This window comes from Streptomyces sp. NPDC050211, from assembly GCF_040656035.1.
Taxonomy (GTDB): Bacteria; Actinomycetota; Actinomycetes; order Streptomycetales; family Streptomycetaceae; genus Streptomyces.
In genome coordinates this window covers 217,312-234,797 of the sequence record NZ_JBFALC010000005.1, presented here as the reverse complement: position 1 = coordinate 234,797, position 17,486 = coordinate 217,312, and the positions used below count along the sequence as shown (strand labels likewise).

The following is a 17,486-nucleotide window of genomic DNA, read 5'->3' as shown; positions in this document are numbered from 1 at the left end:
CGGGGACGGTCAGACGACGCGCACGTCCTGCCACACCAGCCGGTGATCGGAGGTCGGCACGTTCGCCCCGCCGCCCACCAGCCGGTACAGCGGGTCGTCGGACGTCGGCCAGAACACGCCGTTCGACGCGGGTATCAGCCCCCTGGACGGCAGGACGTAGTCGACGCGCAGATTGCCCGGAGCGGTGTCGCCGAAGTCCGCCGTGTCGTACGCGGGATCGCCGGTGTGCGAGGTGTTGGCACCCCCCTGCAGCCGCGCCGCCTCGACCGCGCCCTTGCTCGTGGGCGGCACCTTGGGCAGATTGACCGCCGGGTGGTCGAGGAGCAGGCGGATGGCGTGGTCGTAGCTGTCGCCGTCGTACGGATCGGCGTTCTGATCGCCGGCCAGCACGAAGCGCGCCCCCGGCCGCAGACCGCCACGCCTGCCCTTGTCGTCGTACAGATACGAGCCGCGCCGGCGCCCGCCGATGTAGTCGGCCCACAGGCGGATCTCGTCGTGGTTGCGCCGGCCGTTGCGGTCCTCGGGGCCGTCGAAGGTGGGCGGCGTGGGGTGCGACACCAGGAAGTGCACGGTGTCGTGACCGACGCACACCGGCACGTCCCAGTGGCTCTTGGAGGAGAGCCGCAGCACCGCCTGCGCCTCGGCGCTGTAGTAGTCGGTCGGCATGATGTTGCCGGGCATGTCCCGCCACAGGAAACGCTGGAAGGTGCGCACCGCGCGGGTGTCGATCGGGTACTTGGAGAGCACGGCCATGCCGTACTGCCCGGGGAACCAGCCGTATCCGTACGCGTCCTGGCCGTACGCATCCGAACCGGGCGTCGTCACCGCGCCGTTGCGCCCGTCGAGGTCCAGACCCGAGGCCACGCCCGTGTTCACCGGGGCGGTGAAGTGGTACCCGTAGCGGACCGGCTTCGCGCCGTTCTGGCCTATGGCGAGGTAGTTGCGCAGGAAGAGGCGGACCGCCGCACCGGACTCGACGTAGTCGAACTCGTTGATCAGCAGCACATCCGGGTCGACCCGCTGGATCGTCTCGGCGACGTTCTTCGCCTGGGTGTTGTCCGGCGTGGACAGATCGGCCACGAGCGCGCCCTGAGTGCCGCGGTTCAGGGAGGCGTTGAACGTGGCGAAGCGCACCGTACGACCATGGCGGTCCGATGCCGCCGCGGGCACGGCCGAGGTGCCGGCCAGCGCCGCCCCGGCGAGTGCGGCGAGCGTCGTGCGGCGGGAGAGGGATCTGGGCTGGTTCATCGGAACTCCCTTACGGAGAGGCACATGAATTTCCGTAGTCTGCGCGCGTAGAGATGAACGCCACAAGTCCCGTCGAGAACTCCCGGATTCACCGCCGATTCACGCGATGGTGTGATCATGTCCGGGGCCGCGGATGCCGCCCGAAACGCGTGGGTAGGGCCCGGCCATGACGCAGCAGCCCTTCGAACTCCCGCACTTCTACATGCCGTATCCCGCGCGGCTGAACCCGCACGTCGACGAGGCCCGTGCCCACTCGACCGCGTGGGCGCGCGAGATGGGCATGCTGGAGGGGTCCGGGATCTGGGAACAGTCCGACCTCGACGCGCATGACTACGGCCTGCTCTGCGCCTACACCCATCCCGACTGCGACGGACCCGCCCTCTCCCTCATCACCGACTGGTACGTGTGGGTCTTCTTCTTCGACGACCACTTCCTGGAGATCTTCAAGCGCACCCAGGACCGCGCCGGCGGCAAGGCCTACCTGGACCGGCTGCCGCTGTTCATGCCGATGGACCTGTCCGCCGAGGTGCCCGAGCCGCAGAACCCGGTCGAGGCCGGCCTCGCCGACCTGTGGGCACGCACGGTGCCCGCCATGTCCGCCGACTGGCGCCAACGCTTCTCGGTCGCCACCGAGCATCTGCTCAACGAGTCCCTGTGGGAGCTGTCCAACATCAACGAGGGGCGGATCGCCAACCCCGTCGAATACATCGAGATGCGCCGCAAGGTGGGCGGCGCCCCCTGGTCGTCGGGGCTCGTGGAGTACGCGACCGCCGAAGTGCCCGCGGCCGTCGCCGGGTCGAGGCCGCTCAGGGTCCTGATGGAGACGTTCTCCGACGCGGTGCACCTGCGCAACGACCTCTTCTCCTATCAGCGGGAGGTCGAGGACGAGGGCGAACTCAGCAACGGCGTACTCGTCCTGGAGACCTTCTTCGGCTGCACCACCCAGGAGGCCGCCGACACGGTCAACGACATCCTGACCTCCCGGCTGCACCAGTTCGAGCACACCGCCCTCACCGAAGTGCCCGCACTGGCCCTGGAGAAGGGGCTCGCACCCGGGGAACTCGCCGCGATCGCCGCGTACACCAAGGGACTTCAGGACTGGCAGTCCGGCGGCCACGAATGGCACATGCGCTCCAGCCGGTACATGAACGAGCGCGCCCGTACCACCTCGCCCTGGCACGGACTCACCGGCCCCGGCACCTCCGCCGCCGACGTCGGCGCGCTCCTCGCCACGGCCGGCGCCGAGCGCCTGCGCGCCTACACCCATGTGCCGTTCCAGAAGGTCGGCCCGTCCCTGCTGCCCGACTTCCACATGCCCTTCCAGGTGGAACTCAGCCCGCACCTCGACGACGCCCGCCACCACCTCACCGGCTGGGCGCAGCGCATGGGCATCCTCCAGGAGGGTGTCTGGGACGAGGACAAACTCCGCGCCTACGACCTCGCGCTGTGCTCGGCGGGCCTCGACCCCGACGCCACCCCCGAGGCCCTCGACCTCAGCGCCCAGTGGCTCGCCTGGGGGACCTACGGCGACGACTACTACCCGCTCGTCTACGGCCACCGCCGCGACCTGGCCGCCGCCCGCCTGACCACGGCACGCCTGTCCGCCTGCATGCCCGTCGACGGCGAGGAGGTCCCCGCCCCCGCGAACGCGATGGAACGCGGACTGATCGATCTGTGGGCCCGCACGACGGCGGAGATGACCGCCGAGCAACGGCGCACCGTGAAGGCCACGGTGGACGTCATGACCGAGAGCTGGGTGTGGGAGCTGTCCAACCAGCTCCAGAACCGCGTCCCGGACCCGGTCGACTACCTGGAGATGCGGCGTGCCACCTTCGGCGCCGACCTCACGATGAGCCTGTGCCGGATGGGTCACGGTCCCGCCGTCCCCGCGGAGGTGTACCGCAGCGGCCCCGTCCGCTCCCTGGAGAACGCGGCCGTCGACTACGCCTGCCTGGTGAACGACGTGTTCTCCTACCAGAAGGAGATCGAGTACGAGGGTGAGATCCACAACGCCGTCCTTGTCGTCCAGAACTTCTTCGGCTGCGACTACCCGGCTGCGGTCGGCGTCGTCCATGACCTGATGACCCAGCGCATGCAGCAGTTCCAGCACGTCGCCGCCCATGAACTGCCCGTCGTCTACGAGGACTTCGATCTCTCCGACGAGGCCCGCGCGATCATGCAGGGCTATGTCACCGACCTGCAGAACTGGATGGCGGGCATCCTGAACTGGCACCGGAAGGTCGACCGCTACAAGGCCGACTGGCTGGCCCGCCGCGCCCACGGCTTCCTCCCGGACCGCCCACCGGCCCTGCCCGTCGGCTGACGTCAGCGGCCACCGGCCGACGCCCCGCACCCGCTCCGCGGTCACCTCGGCGAGCTCCCGGACACCGTTCGTACTCCGGGAGCTCGCCGAGTGTCGCGTCGGCGGTGCCGGGCGCGCTGACCCAATGGGCGTGAGTCTCTATGGCTTCCCGTTCTTGACCATGGGTCAGTCTCACTCGTTCGTGGCTCGTCGCGCGCCGGCGCTCCGGGTAGTTCTCAGCCGGAGGCGAGACATGGAACAGACAGCGTTGCGACCCAAGCCGATGCCCGGTCAGGAGCCCGGCGGCAACCCCACGCCCGGCCCTGTCCGGCGCCCGCACGCCGCCCGCCGGCGTCGCCGACGGCTCACCACCCTGCTGTTCGGCCTGTGCGTCGGGACGGTCCTGGTCCTGTCCGGCGTCGGCCTCGGGACGGTGGGCGCCACCGTGATCGGCATGAGCAAGCTGGCCGATCTGCAAGGCCAGGCCGGGAGTTCGGGCCGACCGGGCCAGGGCGCGGCCCCCGCGAACCCGTCCGCCTCGGCGCTCCCCGGACCCACCCCACCGCCCGCCACGCCCACCCCGTCACCGGCGCCCGCGGGTGCGACGCTCGGCGTGGAGGCCGTGGACGCCGAGAAGTCCGGAGCGCTGGTCGTCGGCGTCCATGTCCCCGGCCCGGGCTACACGGCGGGCCTGGTCAGGGGCGACGTACTCCTCGCCTTCGACACGACCCGGATCGACTCGGCCGCCGACCTCGCGCGAGCCGTCGCCGATACCCGACCTGGAGCGGCGGTCACCTTGACGGTGCGTCATGAGAGCGGTGGCTACCAGCAGTTGACGGTGGTTCCGGGCGTCGTCACATGACTCCGCCACCTGCTCACCCTGCGGCGGGCGTGTGCGCGTGCCCGGTGACCAGCCCGGCGATCTCCGTCCGCCGCTGCGGCAGCGCGGCCGACCGGTCACGCACACGCGCGGCCCGCTCGCCCATTAGGGGTGGTGGAGGTCGGCGGCGCGTCGAAAAGTCAGGCAAATCGGCTCGCGCGGCCCCCGGCATACGGGCAGGATGCTGCCCGTAGTCCTTTCAGCCGCACAGGAGGCCAGGATGACCGGCACCGCGCCCGCGCCCTTCGGCGCCGACGACTACCGGGCCCGGATGGAGCGCGCGGCACGGGCGGCCGCCGACGCGGGGCTCGCCGGACTGCTCGTGGCTCCGGGGCCGGACCTCGTGTGGCTGACCGGTTACGCACCCCCCGCGGTCACCGAACGGCTCACCCTGCTGGTGCTCACCCCCGGACACGACCCCGTACTCGTCGTGCCCACCCTGGAGGCCCCGGACGCGGCCAAGGCGGCCGGCGCGCCCGCGCTGACGCTGCGCGACTGGACCGACGGCAAGGACCCCTACGCCGCCACCGCCGCGCTCCTCGACTCCACCGGGCGGTTCGGCATCAGCGACAACGCCTGGGCCATGCATCTGCTGGGCCTGCAGAAGGCGCTGCCCAGCACCTCCTACGCCTCCCTCACCGACGCCCTGCCGATGCTCCGTGCCGTCAAGGACGCCGCGGAACTGAGACTCTTGGCGGCCGCCGGCGCGGCCGCAGACGCAACGTTCGAGGAGATCCGGAAGGTTCCCTTCGCCGACCGCAAGGAGTCCGACGTCGCCGCCGACCTCGCCCATCTGCTGCGCCGCTTCGGGCACTCCCAGGTCGACTTCACCATCGTCGCCTCCGGCCCGAACGGGGCCAATCCGCACCACGAAGTCGGCGACAGGGTCATCGAGCACGGCGACATGGTCGTCCTCGACTTCGGCGGCCTGAAGGACGGCTACGGCTCCGACACCTCCCGCACGGTCCACGTCGGCGAACCGACCGACGAGGAGCGCCGGGTCCACGACCTCGTCCGCGAGGCCCAGGAGGCGGGCTTCAGAGCCGTACGGCCCGGGGTGGCCTGCCAGGAGGTGGACCGGGCCGCCCGCGCGGTCATCGCCGACGCCGGATACGGCGAGTACTTCATCCACCGCACCGGACACGGCATCGGCGTCACCACGCACGAGCCGCCGTACATGATCGAGGGCGAGCAGCAGCCCCTCGTACCCGGCATGTGCTTCTCCGTCGAGCCCGGCGTCTATCTGCCCGGCCGCTTCGGCGTCCGCATCGAGGACATCGTCACGGTCACCGAGGACGGCGCCCGCCGCCTCAACGACACCACCCGAGAGCTGGTCATAGTGAACTGACCGAGATCAGGAGCCTCCCACGACGACTTCGAGCGACGGCGCGACCATGACCCAGGCACCGACACCCACCGCGGACACCGTCCGCCGACTGGTCCGTTCCCTGCTCAAGGACGGCGCCTACGCAGGGAAGAGCGCCGCAGGACCGGACGTCCGGCCGGTCGCGGAGGGCGGCGGGCAGGCCACCTGGTGGGTCGGCACCCGCCATGTCCTGCGTCTCGCCCCCGACCGCGACGCCACCGTCCGCCAGCGCCGCGAACTGCGCCTGCGCGACCTCGTCCGCCCGCACCTCCCGGTCGCCGTGCCGACGAGCGTGGCGCACGGCGAGTGGGCTCCCGGGCTGACCTACACGCTGGACACCAAGGTGCCCGGCGGCTCGGCCGAGGAGCACGACGTGTCCGCCGTCGGGGAGGCCGACCTGGCCGGGGTGCTCACCGGGCTGCGCGAGGTGCCCGTACGGCAGGCCGAGACCCTCGGCGTCCCGCGCGCCGCACCCCGTTCCCTTGAGGCCCTGCGACGGTCCGCCGAACACGCCGCAGGGCGCCTCGCCGCCGCCGACGAGTTCGACGCCGTACGCCTCCACCAGCTCACCGCACCCGCAGCGGTCCAGCTCGCCGCCCAGCCCGGCACCGCGGTCCTCGTCCACCACGCACTCACCGGCGAGCACCTCGTGGTCAGCGCCGACGGCCGGGTACGCGGCGTCCTCGGCTGGGCCGACGCGGTCCTCGGCGACCCCGCCGAGGACATCGCCGGCCTCGCGCTCGCCGTCGGATCCCCCGCCGCCGTCCGCGCCGCCACCCTCGCCGGCTACGGCGCCCGCCCCTGCCTGCGCGGCCTCTGGCTCGCCCGCTGCGACACCCTGATCCGCCTCGCCGAACGCCTCGAAGGCCGGGGCGGCAGCCCCCTGCACCTGCTGCGGGAGCAACTGGAGCGGGCCTGGGAGGCGATCCTGCTGGAACGGGTGACGGAGTTGCGGGACGAGGAGTCATAGAGCGGGGCCGGTCCTGGCCGACGCTCAAGGGTTCACGGGACCACCGCTCAGTCCTGCAACAGCACCACGCACGACTCCCCGGGCAGATGCAGCATCCCGTCCGCGCCCGGCGCTTCGACCGGCTCCCACGCGGCGAGCACCTGCGCCGGACGCGGGCCCAGGGGGATCGCCGCCGGCTCCTTGGCGAGGTTGACGGCCACGCGGACGTCCCCGCGCCGGAAGGCGAGCCAGCGCCCCACCTCGTCGTAGGCCACCTTGGTGTCGGCGATGTCGGGGTCGGTGAGGTCGGCCTGCTCGTGGCGCAGGGCGATGAGGCGGCGGTACCAGGCCAGCACGCGCGCGTGGGGCTCGTTCTCCGGCTCGGACCAGTCGAGGCAGGAACGGTCGCGGGTCGCCGGGTCCTGCGGGTCGGGCACGTCCTCCTCGGCCCACCCGTGTGCGGCGAACTCCCGCCGTCTGCCCCGCCGTACGGACTCGGCGAGCTCGGGGTCGGTGTGGTCGGTGAAGAACTGCCAGGGCGTGCCCGCGGCCCACTCCTCGCCCATGAACAGCATGGGCGTGAACGGCGCGGTCAGCGTCAGTGTCGCCGCGCAGGCCAGCAGCCCAGGGGAGAGGGACGCCGAAAGCCGGTCTCCCAGGGCGCGGTTGCCCACCTGGTCGTGGGTCTGGGCGTAGCCGAGGAGCCGGTGCGCGGCCACGCGCGTACGGTCCAGGGGCCGGCCGTGGGACCGGCCCCGGAAGCTCGAGTACGTGCCGTCGTGGAAGTAGCCGCCCGTGAGCGTCTTGGCGAGCGCCGCGAACGGGGCACGCGCGAAGTCGGCGTAGTAGCCCTGGGACTCGCCGGTGAGCGCCGTGTGCAGGGCGTGGTGGAAGTCGTCGTTCCACTGCGCGTGCACGCCCAGGCCGCCCTCCTGGCGCGGGGTGACCAGCCGGGGGTCGTTCAGATCGGCCTCGGCGACGAGGAAGAGCGGCCGGCCCAGGTCGGTGGTCAGCGCGTCCACGGCCGTCGACAGCTCCTCCAGGAAGTGGCACGCGCGCGTGTCGGCCAGCGCGTGCACCGCGTCCAGGCGCAGCCCGTCGATCCGGTAGTCCCGCAGCCACGCCAGCGAGCTGCCCAGCAGATACGCGCGCACCTCGTCCGAACCGGGCGCGTCCAGGTTGACGGCGGAACCCCAGGGCGTGTGGTGCGTGTCGGTGAAGTACGGGCCGAACTGAGGCAGGTAGTTCCCGGACGGACCCAGGTGGTTGTGCACCACGTCGAGGACCACGCCCAGGCCCAGTTCGTGCGCCCGGTCGACGAACCGTTTCAGCGCCTCGGGGCCGCCGTACGGCTCGTGCACCGCCCACAGCGACACCCCCTCGTACCCCCAGCCGTGCCGCCCGGGAAACGGGCACACCGGCATCAACTCGACGTGCGTGACGCCCAGTTCGACGAGATGCCCGAGCCGCTCGGCGGCCGCGTCCAGGGTGCCCTCGCGGGTGTACGTGCCCACATGCAGCTCGTACAGGACCGCGCCGGGCAGCGGTCGCCCGGCCCACTCACTGCGCCACGTGTACCGCTCGTGGTCGACGACCGCGCTCAGCCCGTCCGGGCCGTCCGGTTGCCGGCGCGAGCACGGGTCGGGCAGCACGGGGCCGTCGTCCAGCGCGAACCCGTACCGCGAGCCGTCGTCCGCATCAGCCTCCCCCTTCCACCAGCCCGCTCGCTCAGGATCGCGCTCCAACGCGCGCGTGGCGCCCTCGCACTGGAGCGTCACACGGTCTGCCTGCGGTGCCCACACCTCGAACTGCACGGACGGTTCCCCTTCGTCTGCTCACCGTGATGTAGCCCGTCCATGGTGCTTCAAACGAGATCAATCCGCTTTTGAATCTTCCCCTTTGCGGCGGGTGTCGTCGGAAGTACGCGCGCGTGGCGGCTGTTCTCACCTTTTCTGGACACCCGGCGTTCACTGCCCGACAATCACGAGCGTGACGCCGTTTTTCGAGTTCAACACGTACCCCGCGCGGCTCTCCGACGCGGAGCGCGACAGGGCGCTGAAGGTGCTCCGGGACGGCGTCGCCATGGGCCGCCTGTCGCACGACACATTCATCCGGCGCATGGAGCTGGCCCTGACCGCCCGCCGGTCCGAGGACCTCGCGCTCCTCACCGCCGACCTGCCCACTCAGAGCCGGCTGTCGCGGCTGGTGTTCGGCACCGTCGAGGCCGTCTCCGGCTTCACGGTACGGCTGCGCAGGGCCTGGCAGGCGGAGCGGCTGCCCAAGCTGCTGCTGCCCCACCCGGGGAGCAGCCATGCGCTGCGCATAGGGCGCGACCCCGCCAACGGGCTCCGGCTGACCCACGAGACGGTGTCCCGGGTGCACGCCGAACTCAGCCGGCAGGGCGGCATGTGGGTCCTGCGGGACCTCGGCTCGACCAACGGGACGACGGTCAACGGGCGACGTGTCATCGGTGCCGCCGTCGTCCGTGACGGGGATCAGGTCGGCTTCGGGCGGATGTCGTTCCGGCTCGCCTCGAACTGAGTCCGGCCCCGGTCGGGATCGCGCCCCGGTGGCCGAAATGCCTTTGCCTCTCACAGTGTTGACGTACCCGTCATCTCGTGACTGACTGTGCGTACACCATGCACACCAGGTGAACCGACGGCACCACATTGTGGAGGTGTGCCCTGCCGCCACTCCTCCGCTATCCGACCGTCGACGAGCTGCACGCCCGGGCGGCGACGCTTGTCGCCCGGCATCCCCGGGACGCCCGGCTGCGCCGTGTCGGAAGCTCCCGCGCGGGCACACCCCTGTGGCTGCTGTCCGTCGGCCACGGCAGCCGCCAGGCCCTCGTCGTCGCCGGCCCGCACGCCAACGAACCCGTGGGCGGCGCCACCGCCCTGCGCCTCGCCGAGCGGGCGCTCGCCGACCCCCGGCTCACCGAAGGAGCCGACGCCACCTGGAACCTGCTGCTCTGCCTCGACCCCGACGGCCTGCGCCGCAACGAGGGCTGGCTGCACGGCCCGTACACCCTGGGCCACTACTTCCGGCACTTCTTTCGGCCCGGCTTCCTCGAGCAGCCCGAATGGCTGCCCGACGGCGCGGCAGCCGCCGTACTGCCGGAGACCCGCGCCCTGCTCGACCTCCAGGACGAACTGCGGCCGTTCCTCCAGTGCTCCCTGCACGGCGTCGACGTGGGCGGCGGCTTCGTCGAACTCACCCGCGACCTCCCCGGCCTCGCCGGACGCGTCGCGCACACCGCGGCCCGCCTCGGCATACCGCGCGAACTCGGCCCGTACGACACCCTGTACTGGCCCGGCCTGGGACCCGCCGTCTACCGGATACCGCCGCCGCGGCGGGGCGACCTGGCCGCCGCCATCACCGAGGCCGCCGTCGAGTCGACGTGGTTCCACCCGCACCCGTACGGCACCGTGACCGCGGTCGTCGAGGCGCCCATGTGGAGCGTGGCCGCCGTGGAGGACGCCACCGAGCCCGCCGACCCGGCCGGAGTGCTGCGGACCGTCAGCCACACGCTGCGCCACGACACCGAGGCCCTGCAGCGGCTGCTGGCGCGGATCCGGCTCCACCACGCGGGCGCACCGGACGCGGCGCGCCTGCTCGCCCCGGTCGACGACTATTTACTGGTCTGCCCCGGCCTCGCCGACGCATGGGACCCGGACATCGAGGGCCCTGGCGGCGCGCGCCCGCTGCCCCCGCTCAGCACCGCCCACCTGGCCACCCTGCGCATCGCCGGACGCCGGCTCGCGCTGCGCACGGCGGGACTGCTGCACCAGCTCGTCGCGGGCGCGGGCGGAGACCCGGCCGGGGTGCTGCCGGAACTGGACCGGTTGGTCGACGCGTGGTGCGCGGACTACCGCGACGGCTGCGGGGCTCGCTGGATCCCGGTCGCCCGCCAGGTGGAGTACCAGGCTCGGGTGGTGCTCGCCGCCTTCGAACTGGCCGGACGGCACGGGCCGGTGCCCTCCCGTTCGGGTGAGTCGGGGTGGGGCTCACAGGCCGCCGTGCCGATGCATCGGGAATGACGTACTTCACCACAGCGAAAGCGGTACGGGGCGGCCTGCTCGCGGCGGTCGCCCTCCTCGTCGCCTCCGCGACCCCGGCGCAGGCGGCGCCCCGGCAGGCTCCCCCGGACAACTGGCTCTACCTCACCGTCACCCAGGGCGACGCCCGGGCCGGCGAGACGCCCGGCAAACTGCTCCTGTGCGACCCGCCCCAGGGGCCCGCGCGCGCGGCCGAGGCCTGCGCGGAACTGGAGGCCGCGGGCGGCGACATCGACGGCATCGTGCAGAAGGACACCTTCTGCACGATGATCTACGCGCCGGTTACCGTACACGCGCGCGGGGAGTGGAACGGACGGCCGGTCACGTACACGAAGACGTTCTCGAACCGGTGCGTGATGGCGGCGTCCACGGGATCGGTGTTCGCGCGTCCCACCTGACCGTCGGGCGGGCCCGGCCGGTACGCGCGCGTGACGGAATCAGCGGAATCACCGGCACGCGCGCGTGAACGCTCAGCGAGTCACTCGGTGCGTCACGCCGCCCGGTCGCGTGCGTGCCGTACCGCCGCGACGACCGTGCGGGACTGGTGCTCCACCTGGTGCTCCAGCGGCACCCAGCGGGCGCGGAAGCGTTCCGCGAACGCGTCGCTCCAGGTCGCGACGAGGCGCTCCAGCCGGGGCGCCGCACGGTCGCCGTTCTCTTGCAGGACCCGCATCAGCATGGCCGCCGCCCGCAACGGCAGCCGGCGCGCGAACGCGTCCACGCTGCCGACGTACGCCATGGAATCGTCGGCGGGCTGTGTCCGCATCCAGTCCTCGGCCAGCCCCGGAACCAGCTCCAGCGCCCATCTGGCCGCGCGCAGCAGGGGCCCGTCGACGTCGGTGAGCCGCGGCAGCGCCTCGGTGAGCACCCGCTCCACTTCCAGCGAGTCGCGCAGCAGCCGCTCCGCCAGCCGCCGTATCTCGGCCGCCGGCGCCGGATGCGGCGCCGGGTCGTCCACCAGGTCGCTCGCCCACATCGGCACCTCGACGACCGCGGTCAGGCCGCCGTACCGGTGCACGTGGTACCAGGTGCTGTGCCGCGCGTCGTCCGGCATGCTCGGGTACGCGGCGCCCGCGCCGGGGCCGGGCATCACATGCACGCCGGGTCCGGAGGCGGGCCAGCCCGCGGCGTCGGAGGCGCCGGTCTCCACCGGGATGTGCAGCTCCGCCGCGGACTTGGCGAACGGCTCGGCGAGACCGGGGATGTCCTTCGTCAGCTGCACCCAGCTGCCGCCCAGGTCGGTGCCGTGCAGGGTCACCTGGAGGAAGGGGCGCAGCTCGTCGATGACGCGGGTCAGGGCGCGGGTCTCCGGCGGCAGCCGGTCCGGCGGCAGTGCGGACGGCGCCCATTCCGGCTGCTCGGGTGCGGCGGGCCGGAAGAAGCCGCGGTGGTAGTCGTGGAGGCTGCGCGGCGCCGGGGTCACATGCAGGCTCGCCCCGTCGGGGTCGGCGCACAGCAGGAAGTGCCAGGAGGTGTCGGCCCGCAACTGCCGCTCGTGCAGCACCCGTTCCGCGAGGGCGAGGGTCGTCGAGCCCCCGGTCGGTTCATTGGCGTGGGCGCCGGCGACGACCAGGACGGCGCGGCGGGCGTGGCCCATCGACAGCAGGTGGAGGGGTCTGCCCGCGCGGGAGACCCCCACTTGTCTGAGGGCACAGAGACCGGGCCGGTGAGCGGCCAACGTCCGGGCGGAGGAGACAAGTTCGGAAACGGTGGGGTAGCGCAGCTCCGGCAGGAGACTCACCCCCGTCACATCCGCCCGGCTTCGCAATCCGCAGTACCCCACGGTCGCCGTGCAGTGTCAAGGCGGTGGCGGGGGAGGCTCCAGGGGGCGCCCAGATGCATTTACCGGCACCCGGAACGGCCGTTGGTGCCAGCAGGGTTGCCGGGTCCCGTACGCCGCCGATGCATGGTCCCGGCGCTCTCCGCGCTCACCTCGAAATCACCCGAATGGGTGTATGGGACTGCCGCTGGGCGGGCACGGTGGCCGCTTGGGCACGGCAACCATCCGTGCGCCGGGCACGGACGACCAGCTCCCCGCTCATACGGCGTGCACCACGGCGTGGACGACCGGACACGCGCGCCCCTGATGGAGCGACTCGTCCATCGCTCGCCGATGCGCTAGCCCACCCGCTCCAGCAGCGCCACCGGCAGCCGCTCAAACAGCTCGTCCACGCGCGCGTGCCCGGTGAACTCCCGTTCCGGAGCCAGCACATCGGCCCACCGCCCCGGCGGCAGCGGCAGCAGCGTGTCGTGCCAGCCGCCCGCCTCGGCGAGCCGCAGGGACAGCCGTGTCACGACGGTCACCACCTCGCCCGACCGCACGAACGCCACACAGTGCGCGGCGCCCGGACCCTCCGCGGCCAGCGGCGCGTACGTCGCCGAGTCACCGAAGACGTCGGCGCGTCGCCTGCGCAGCCGCAGGGCCGCCGCGGTCACCGCGCCCTTGTCGCCGGGATCCTCCGGAGGGAAGGACACGGGCCGCCGGTTGTCCGGGTCCACCAGCGCCCGGTACTCGCCCTCCGTGCCCTGGTAGAGATCGGGCACGCCCGGCATCGTCAGCTGGACCAGGGCGGTGCCCAGCACGTTCGCCCGGATGTGGGGCTCCAGGGTGGCGCGGAACTCGGTCACGTGTCCGCCAGGGGCCCCGCACGGCCCCGCCGCGACGAACGCGGCCACCGCGTCCTCGTACGGAGGCTCCTGTTCCGTCCAGCTCGTGTACAGCCCGGCCTCGCGCACATGCTTCAGCAGCGCCCCCTGCACCCGGTCCGCGTCCGCCGCGCCGAGCCCGAACACGGTCTGCCAGGCCGCCCACGCCATCTGCGCGTCCGGGACGCCCTCGCCGGTGCGGGTCACCTCGGCCAGGACGTCCGCCCAGCGCTGCGGAGACTCGGTGAGCACGGCCAGCGCGGCCCGTACGTCGGCGCTGCGTTTGGTGTCGTGCGTCGAGGCGACCGTCCCGGTCGCCGGCCAGTCGCGCTGCACGCGCGCGCAGTACGCGTGAAAGTCCTCCGGAGAGACCGCCGGGCTGCCCGGGTTGCCGCCCACCTCGGTGGCCGACAGCAGCGGCACATAGCGGTAGAACGCGGTGTCCTCCACGGACTTGGCGCGCAGCGCGGACGCGGTCTGGGCGAACCGGGCCCGGAACTCCGCGTGGCCGGGCCCGTCACCGGCCCGCCCGAGTACCAGGTCGCGTACGACGTCGACGGCACCGGCCTCCTCGGGGACGACGAAGGCCTGCCGGGACTCGGCCGCGGCCTCCTCGGTGACGACCGCGGCGGCGTCCCCGGACTCGTACGGCCGGTAGACCTCCAGACGGACCAGGAGTTCTTGCAGGGCGGTGCGCAGCGCCCAGGGTGCCCGGTCGCGCAGCGCGGGGTCCGGCGACGTGTCGCACAGACGGCTCGCGACCCGGGTCAGCCGCTCGACCTCGGTGGCCAGCTCATGCGTGAGCACCTTGTACGCCGCCCGCCGTACGGTCGCCTCCCACTGCCCGCCACGGTCGGTCTGCGGGGCCGCGAAACGCCGGTACTGGCCGAGGAGTTCCCCGCACCCCGCCGGATCCGTGAAGAGGCCGTCCACGTGCCGCAGGGCGTCGTACCCAGTGGTGCCCGCGACCGGCCAGGAGGCCGGCAGGTGCTCACCGTCCGACAGGATCTTCTCCACCACCGTCCAGCGGCCGCCGGTGGCCTCGTGGAGGCGCCGCAGATACGCGTCCGGGTCGGCGAGTCCGTCGGGGTGGTCGATCCGCAGCCCGTCGAACACGCCCTCGTGCAGCAGCTGCAGGATCTTGGCGTGCGTGGCCTCGAAGACCTCCGGGTCCTCCACCCGCACCCCGATGAGCTCCGAGATGCTGAAGAACCGCCGGTAGTTCAGCTCCGTACGGGCCAGCCGCCACCACACCGGGCGATACCACTGCGCGTCCAGGAGCCGCGGCAGCGGCAGCTCCTCGGTGCCCTCACGCAACGGGAACACATGGTCGTAGTAGCGCAGGACGTCGCCGTCGACCGCCAGGGCGTCCATCTCCGCGCCGACGCGATGCCCGAGCACCGGCAGCAGCAGCCGGCCGCCCTGCGCCTCCCAGTCGATGTCGAACCAGCGCGCGTACGGCGACTTGGGGCCCTCCCGGAGCACCTCCCACAGGGCGCGGTTGTGGCGCGGGGCCATCGCCATGTGGTTGGGGACGATGTCGGCGATCAGACCGAGACCGTGCTCCCGCGCGGTGCGCGCCAGCAGGCGCAGCCCCTCCTCGCCGCCCAGCTCGCCGCGCACGCGCGCGTGGTCCACGACGTCGTAGCCGTGCGCGGAGCCCGGGACGGCCTCCAGGACGGGGGACAGATGCAGATGCGAGACGCCGAGCGACGCCAGGTACGGCACGGCCCTCGCGGCGGCCTCGAACGGAAAGTCGGGCTGCAGCTGCAGCCGGTAGGTGGCCGTCGGCACCACCGGGTCAGGACGCTCAGGTGTCATGGAAACCTACGTACCCGCCCTGCACCCTTTCGTGTCATCGACTCCCCTGGACGAGTCCGTCCTCCTAGACGGGCCGCTGCAACACCGTCATGCTCCGGTCCACCAGCGTCAGCCGGTCCCCGGCCTGCACCTTCGCTCCCGTGCCCGGCGGGACGCCGTCCGCGCGGGCGGTGTCGACGACCACCTCCCACTGGCGGCCGTGATTGACCGGCACCACGAAGTCCAGTGACTTGTGCGAGGCGTTGAACATCAGCAGGAACGAGTCGTCGCTGATGCGCTCGCCGCGCGAGCCGGGCTCCGAGATCGCGTTCCCGTTGAGGAACGCCGTCAGCGCCGACGCCTGCGCCGAGTCCCAGTCCCGCTGGACCATCTCCTTGCCCTCGGGGGTGAACCAGGCGATGTCCGACAGCTCGTCGTGGGTGCCCTCCACGGGCCGGCCGTGGAAGAAGCGGCGCCTGCGGAAGACCGGATGGTCCTTGCGCAGCCACACCATCGCGCGCGTGAACGCGAGCAGCTCACCGCCGTCCTCGGGATTCTCGGGCCAGGGCACCCAGGCCAGCTCGTTGTCCTGGCAGTAGGCGTTGTTGTTGCCGCCCTGCGTGCGCGCGAACTCATCCCCGTGGCTGATCATCGGCACACCCTGGGACAGCATCAACGTCGCGATGAAGTTGCGCATCTGCCGCTGCCGCAGCTCCAGCACGGCTGGATCGTCGGTCTCGCCCTCGGCCCCGCAGTTCCACGACCGGTTGTGGCTCTCGCCGTCCCGGTTGTCCTCGCCGTTGGCATGGTTGTGCTTGTCGTTGTACGACACCAGGTCGTGCATCGTGAACCCGTCGTGACAGGTCACGAAGTTGATCGAGGCGAGCGGACGCCGGCCGTCGTCCTGGTACAGGTCCGAGGAGCCCGTGAGCCGGGAGGCGAACTCCGCCAGCGTGCGCGGTTCGCCCCGCCACACGTCCCGTACCGTGTCGCGGTACTTGCCGTTCCACTCGGTCCACAGCGGCGGGAAGTTGCCCACCTGGTAGCCGCCCTCGCCCACGTCCCACGGCTCGGCGATCAGCTTCACCTGCGAGACCACCGGGTCCTGCTGGACCAGGTCGAAGAACGACGACAGCCGGTCCACCTCGTGGAACTGCCGGGCCAGCGTCGCCGCGAGGTCGAAGCGGAAGCCGTCGACATGCATCTCGGTGACCCAGTAGCGCAGCGAGTCCATGATCAGCTGAAGGACGTGCGGGGACCGCATCAGCAGGGAGTTGCCGGTGCCCGTGGTGTCCATGTAGTAGCGCGGGTCGCTCGCCAGCCGGTAGTACTGCGGATTGTCCAGGCCCCGGAAGGACAGCGTGGGGCCCAGATGGTTGCCCTCGGCCGTGTGGTTGTAGACCACGTCCAGGATGACCTCGATACCGGCCTCGTGCAGCGCCCGCACCGCCGACTTGAACTCCAGGACCTGCTGGCCGCGGTCGCCCCAGGAGGCGTACGCGTTGTGCGGGGCGAAGAAACCGATGGTGTTGTAGCCCCAGTAGTTGTTCAGGCCCATGTCCACCAGCCGGTGGTCGTTCACGAACTGGTGGACCGGCATCAGCTCCAGCGCGGTGACGCCCAGCTCGGTGAGGTGCTCGATGATCGCCGGATGCGCCAGGGCCGCGTAGGTGCCGCGCAGCTCCTCCGGCAGCCCCGGGTGCCGCATCGTGAGGCCCTTGACATGCGCCTCGTAGATGACCGTGTGGTGGTACTCGGTGCGCGGGCGCCGGTCGTCGCCCCAGTCGAAGTACGGGTTGACCACGACCGACGTCATCGTGTGCGGGGCGGAGTCGAGGTCGTTGCGCCCGTCGGGCGCGCCGAAGTGATAGCCGTACACCTCCTCGCCCCACTCGATGGAACCGCTGATCGCGCGCGCGTACGGGTCGAGCAACAGCTTCGCGGAGTTGCAGCGCAGGCCGCGCTCGGGGGCGTACGGGCCGTGCGCCCGGAAGCCGTACCGCTGGCCCGGCATGACGCCGGGCAGGTACGCGTGCCGCACGAACGCGTCGCTCTCCCGCAGTTCCACCGCCGTCTCCGAGCCGTCGTCGTGCAGCAGACACAGCTCTACTCGGTCCGCGGCCTCCGTGAAGACCGCGAAGTTGGTCCCGGCGCCGTCGTACGTGGCACCGAGTGGATACGCCTCTCCAGGCCAGACCTGCATGGATACGACTCTTTCAGGTGTGCCTCGCCGCTGG

12 protein-coding genes are annotated in these 17,486 nt (G+C 72.0%); 7 read left to right on the top strand and 5 right to left on the bottom strand.

All coding sequences use genetic code 11. The features are described from left to right. Positions 1-9 precede the first annotated feature (9 nt). A complete protein-coding gene (locus AB0I98_RS08225; RefSeq protein WP_362937056.1) occupies positions 10-1,248 on the bottom strand; it encodes an endonuclease/exonuclease/phosphatase family protein in 1,239 nt (412 codons plus the stop codon). 166 nt (positions 1,249-1,414) lie between these two features. Here AB0I98_RS08225 and cyc2 point away from each other — a divergent pair, with 166 nt between their 5' ends. From cyc2 to AB0I98_RS08205, 4 genes are all read left to right on the top strand, one after another. Then, complete coding sequence (cyc2, locus tag AB0I98_RS08220; protein WP_362937053.1) at positions 1,415-3,571, top strand: germacradienol/geosmin synthase Cyc2; 2,157 nt, start codon at positions 1,415-1,417, stop codon at positions 3,569-3,571. Positions 3,572-3,803: 232 nt separating this feature from the next. Beyond that, positions 3,804-4,412 carry a PDZ domain-containing protein gene (locus AB0I98_RS08215; RefSeq protein ID WP_362937050.1) on the top strand — a complete coding sequence of 203 codons (609 nt, stop codon included), beginning with the start codon at positions 3,804-3,806 and terminating at the stop codon, positions 4,410-4,412. Between the two features lie 238 nt (positions 4,413-4,650). Beyond that, positions 4,651-5,778 carry an aminopeptidase P family protein gene (locus AB0I98_RS08210; protein WP_362937047.1) on the top strand — a complete coding sequence of 376 codons (1,128 nt, stop codon included), beginning with the start codon at positions 4,651-4,653 and terminating at the stop codon, positions 5,776-5,778. 46 nt (positions 5,779-5,824) lie between these two features. After that, the gene (locus AB0I98_RS08205) at positions 5,825-6,766 is read left to right on the top strand and encodes an aminoglycoside phosphotransferase family protein (RefSeq protein WP_362937044.1); all 942 of its coding nucleotides are present in this window, start codon (positions 5,825-5,827) and stop codon (positions 6,764-6,766) included. Between the two features lie 47 nt (positions 6,767-6,813). Here the strand turns inward: AB0I98_RS08205 and treZ are convergent, their stop codons facing one another. Further along, positions 6,814-8,559, bottom strand: coding sequence for a malto-oligosyltrehalose trehalohydrolase (gene treZ, locus AB0I98_RS08200; protein WP_362937041.1), 1,746 nt, complete (start codon positions 8,557-8,559; stop codon positions 6,814-6,816). 175 nt (positions 8,560-8,734) lie between these two features. On the opposite strand from treZ, the gene AB0I98_RS08195 reads away from it, so the two are divergent. The 3 genes from AB0I98_RS08195 to AB0I98_RS08185 all read left to right on the top strand — a co-directional run bounded on the left by AB0I98_RS08195 (position 8,735) and on the right by AB0I98_RS08185 (position 11,201). Beyond that, entirely contained in the window at positions 8,735-9,286 is a 552-nt protein-coding gene (locus AB0I98_RS08195; protein ID WP_362937038.1) for a DUF1707 and FHA domain-containing protein, read from the top strand. 128 nt (positions 9,287-9,414) lie between these two features. After that, entirely contained in the window at positions 9,415-10,785 is a 1,371-nt protein-coding gene (locus AB0I98_RS08190; RefSeq protein WP_362937035.1) for a M14 family zinc carboxypeptidase, read from the top strand. After that, entirely contained in the window at positions 10,782-11,201 is a 420-nt protein-coding gene (locus AB0I98_RS08185; protein ID WP_362937033.1) for an SSI family serine proteinase inhibitor, read from the top strand. The genes AB0I98_RS08190 and AB0I98_RS08185 overlap by 4 nt, the downstream gene beginning before the upstream one ends. Positions 11,202-11,293: 92 nt before the next feature. Here the strand turns inward: AB0I98_RS08185 and AB0I98_RS08180 are convergent, their stop codons facing one another. The 3 genes from AB0I98_RS08180 to glgX all read right to left on the bottom strand — a co-directional run bounded on the left by AB0I98_RS08180 (position 11,294) and on the right by glgX (position 17,452). Then, on the bottom strand, positions 11,294-12,544 hold the full coding sequence (locus tag AB0I98_RS08180; RefSeq protein WP_362937030.1) for a M14 family zinc carboxypeptidase: 1,251 nt from the start codon (positions 12,542-12,544) through the stop codon (positions 11,294-11,296). A gap of 377 nt (positions 12,545-12,921) precedes the next feature. Continuing rightward, the gene (treY, locus tag AB0I98_RS08175) at positions 12,922-15,270 is read right to left on the bottom strand and encodes a malto-oligosyltrehalose synthase (RefSeq protein WP_362937027.1); all 2,349 of its coding nucleotides are present in this window, start codon (positions 15,268-15,270) and stop codon (positions 12,922-12,924) included. Between the two features lie 64 nt (positions 15,271-15,334). Further along, positions 15,335-17,452: a glycogen debranching protein GlgX gene (gene glgX / locus AB0I98_RS08170; protein ID WP_362937024.1), complete on the bottom strand. Its 2,118-nt coding sequence runs from the start codon at positions 17,450-17,452 to the stop codon at positions 15,335-15,337. Positions 17,453-17,486 lie beyond the last annotated feature (34 nt).

Coding starts and splice junctions, on each gene's coding strand:
- AB0I98_RS08225 (WP_362937056.1), bottom strand. CDS start 1,248: ATGAACCAGCCCAGATCCCTCTCCCGCCGCACGACGCTCGCCGCACTC.
- cyc2 (WP_362937053.1), top strand. CDS start 1,415: ATGACGCAGCAGCCCTTCGAACTCCCGCACTTCTACATGCCGTATCCC.
- AB0I98_RS08215 (WP_362937050.1), top strand. CDS start 3,804: ATGGAACAGACAGCGTTGCGACCCAAGCCGATGCCCGGTCAGGAGCCC.
- AB0I98_RS08210 (WP_362937047.1), top strand. CDS start 4,651: ATGACCGGCACCGCGCCCGCGCCCTTCGGCGCCGACGACTACCGGGCC.
- AB0I98_RS08205 (WP_362937044.1), top strand. CDS start 5,825: ATGACCCAGGCACCGACACCCACCGCGGACACCGTCCGCCGACTGGTC.
- AB0I98_RS08185 (WP_362937033.1), top strand. CDS start 10,782: ATGACGTACTTCACCACAGCGAAAGCGGTACGGGGCGGCCTGCTCGCG.
- treY (WP_362937027.1), bottom strand. CDS start 15,270: ATGACACCTGAGCGTCCTGACCCGGTGGTGCCGACGGCCACCTACCGG.
- glgX (WP_362937024.1), bottom strand. CDS start 17,452: ATGCAGGTCTGGCCTGGAGAGGCGTATCCACTCGGTGCCACGTACGAC.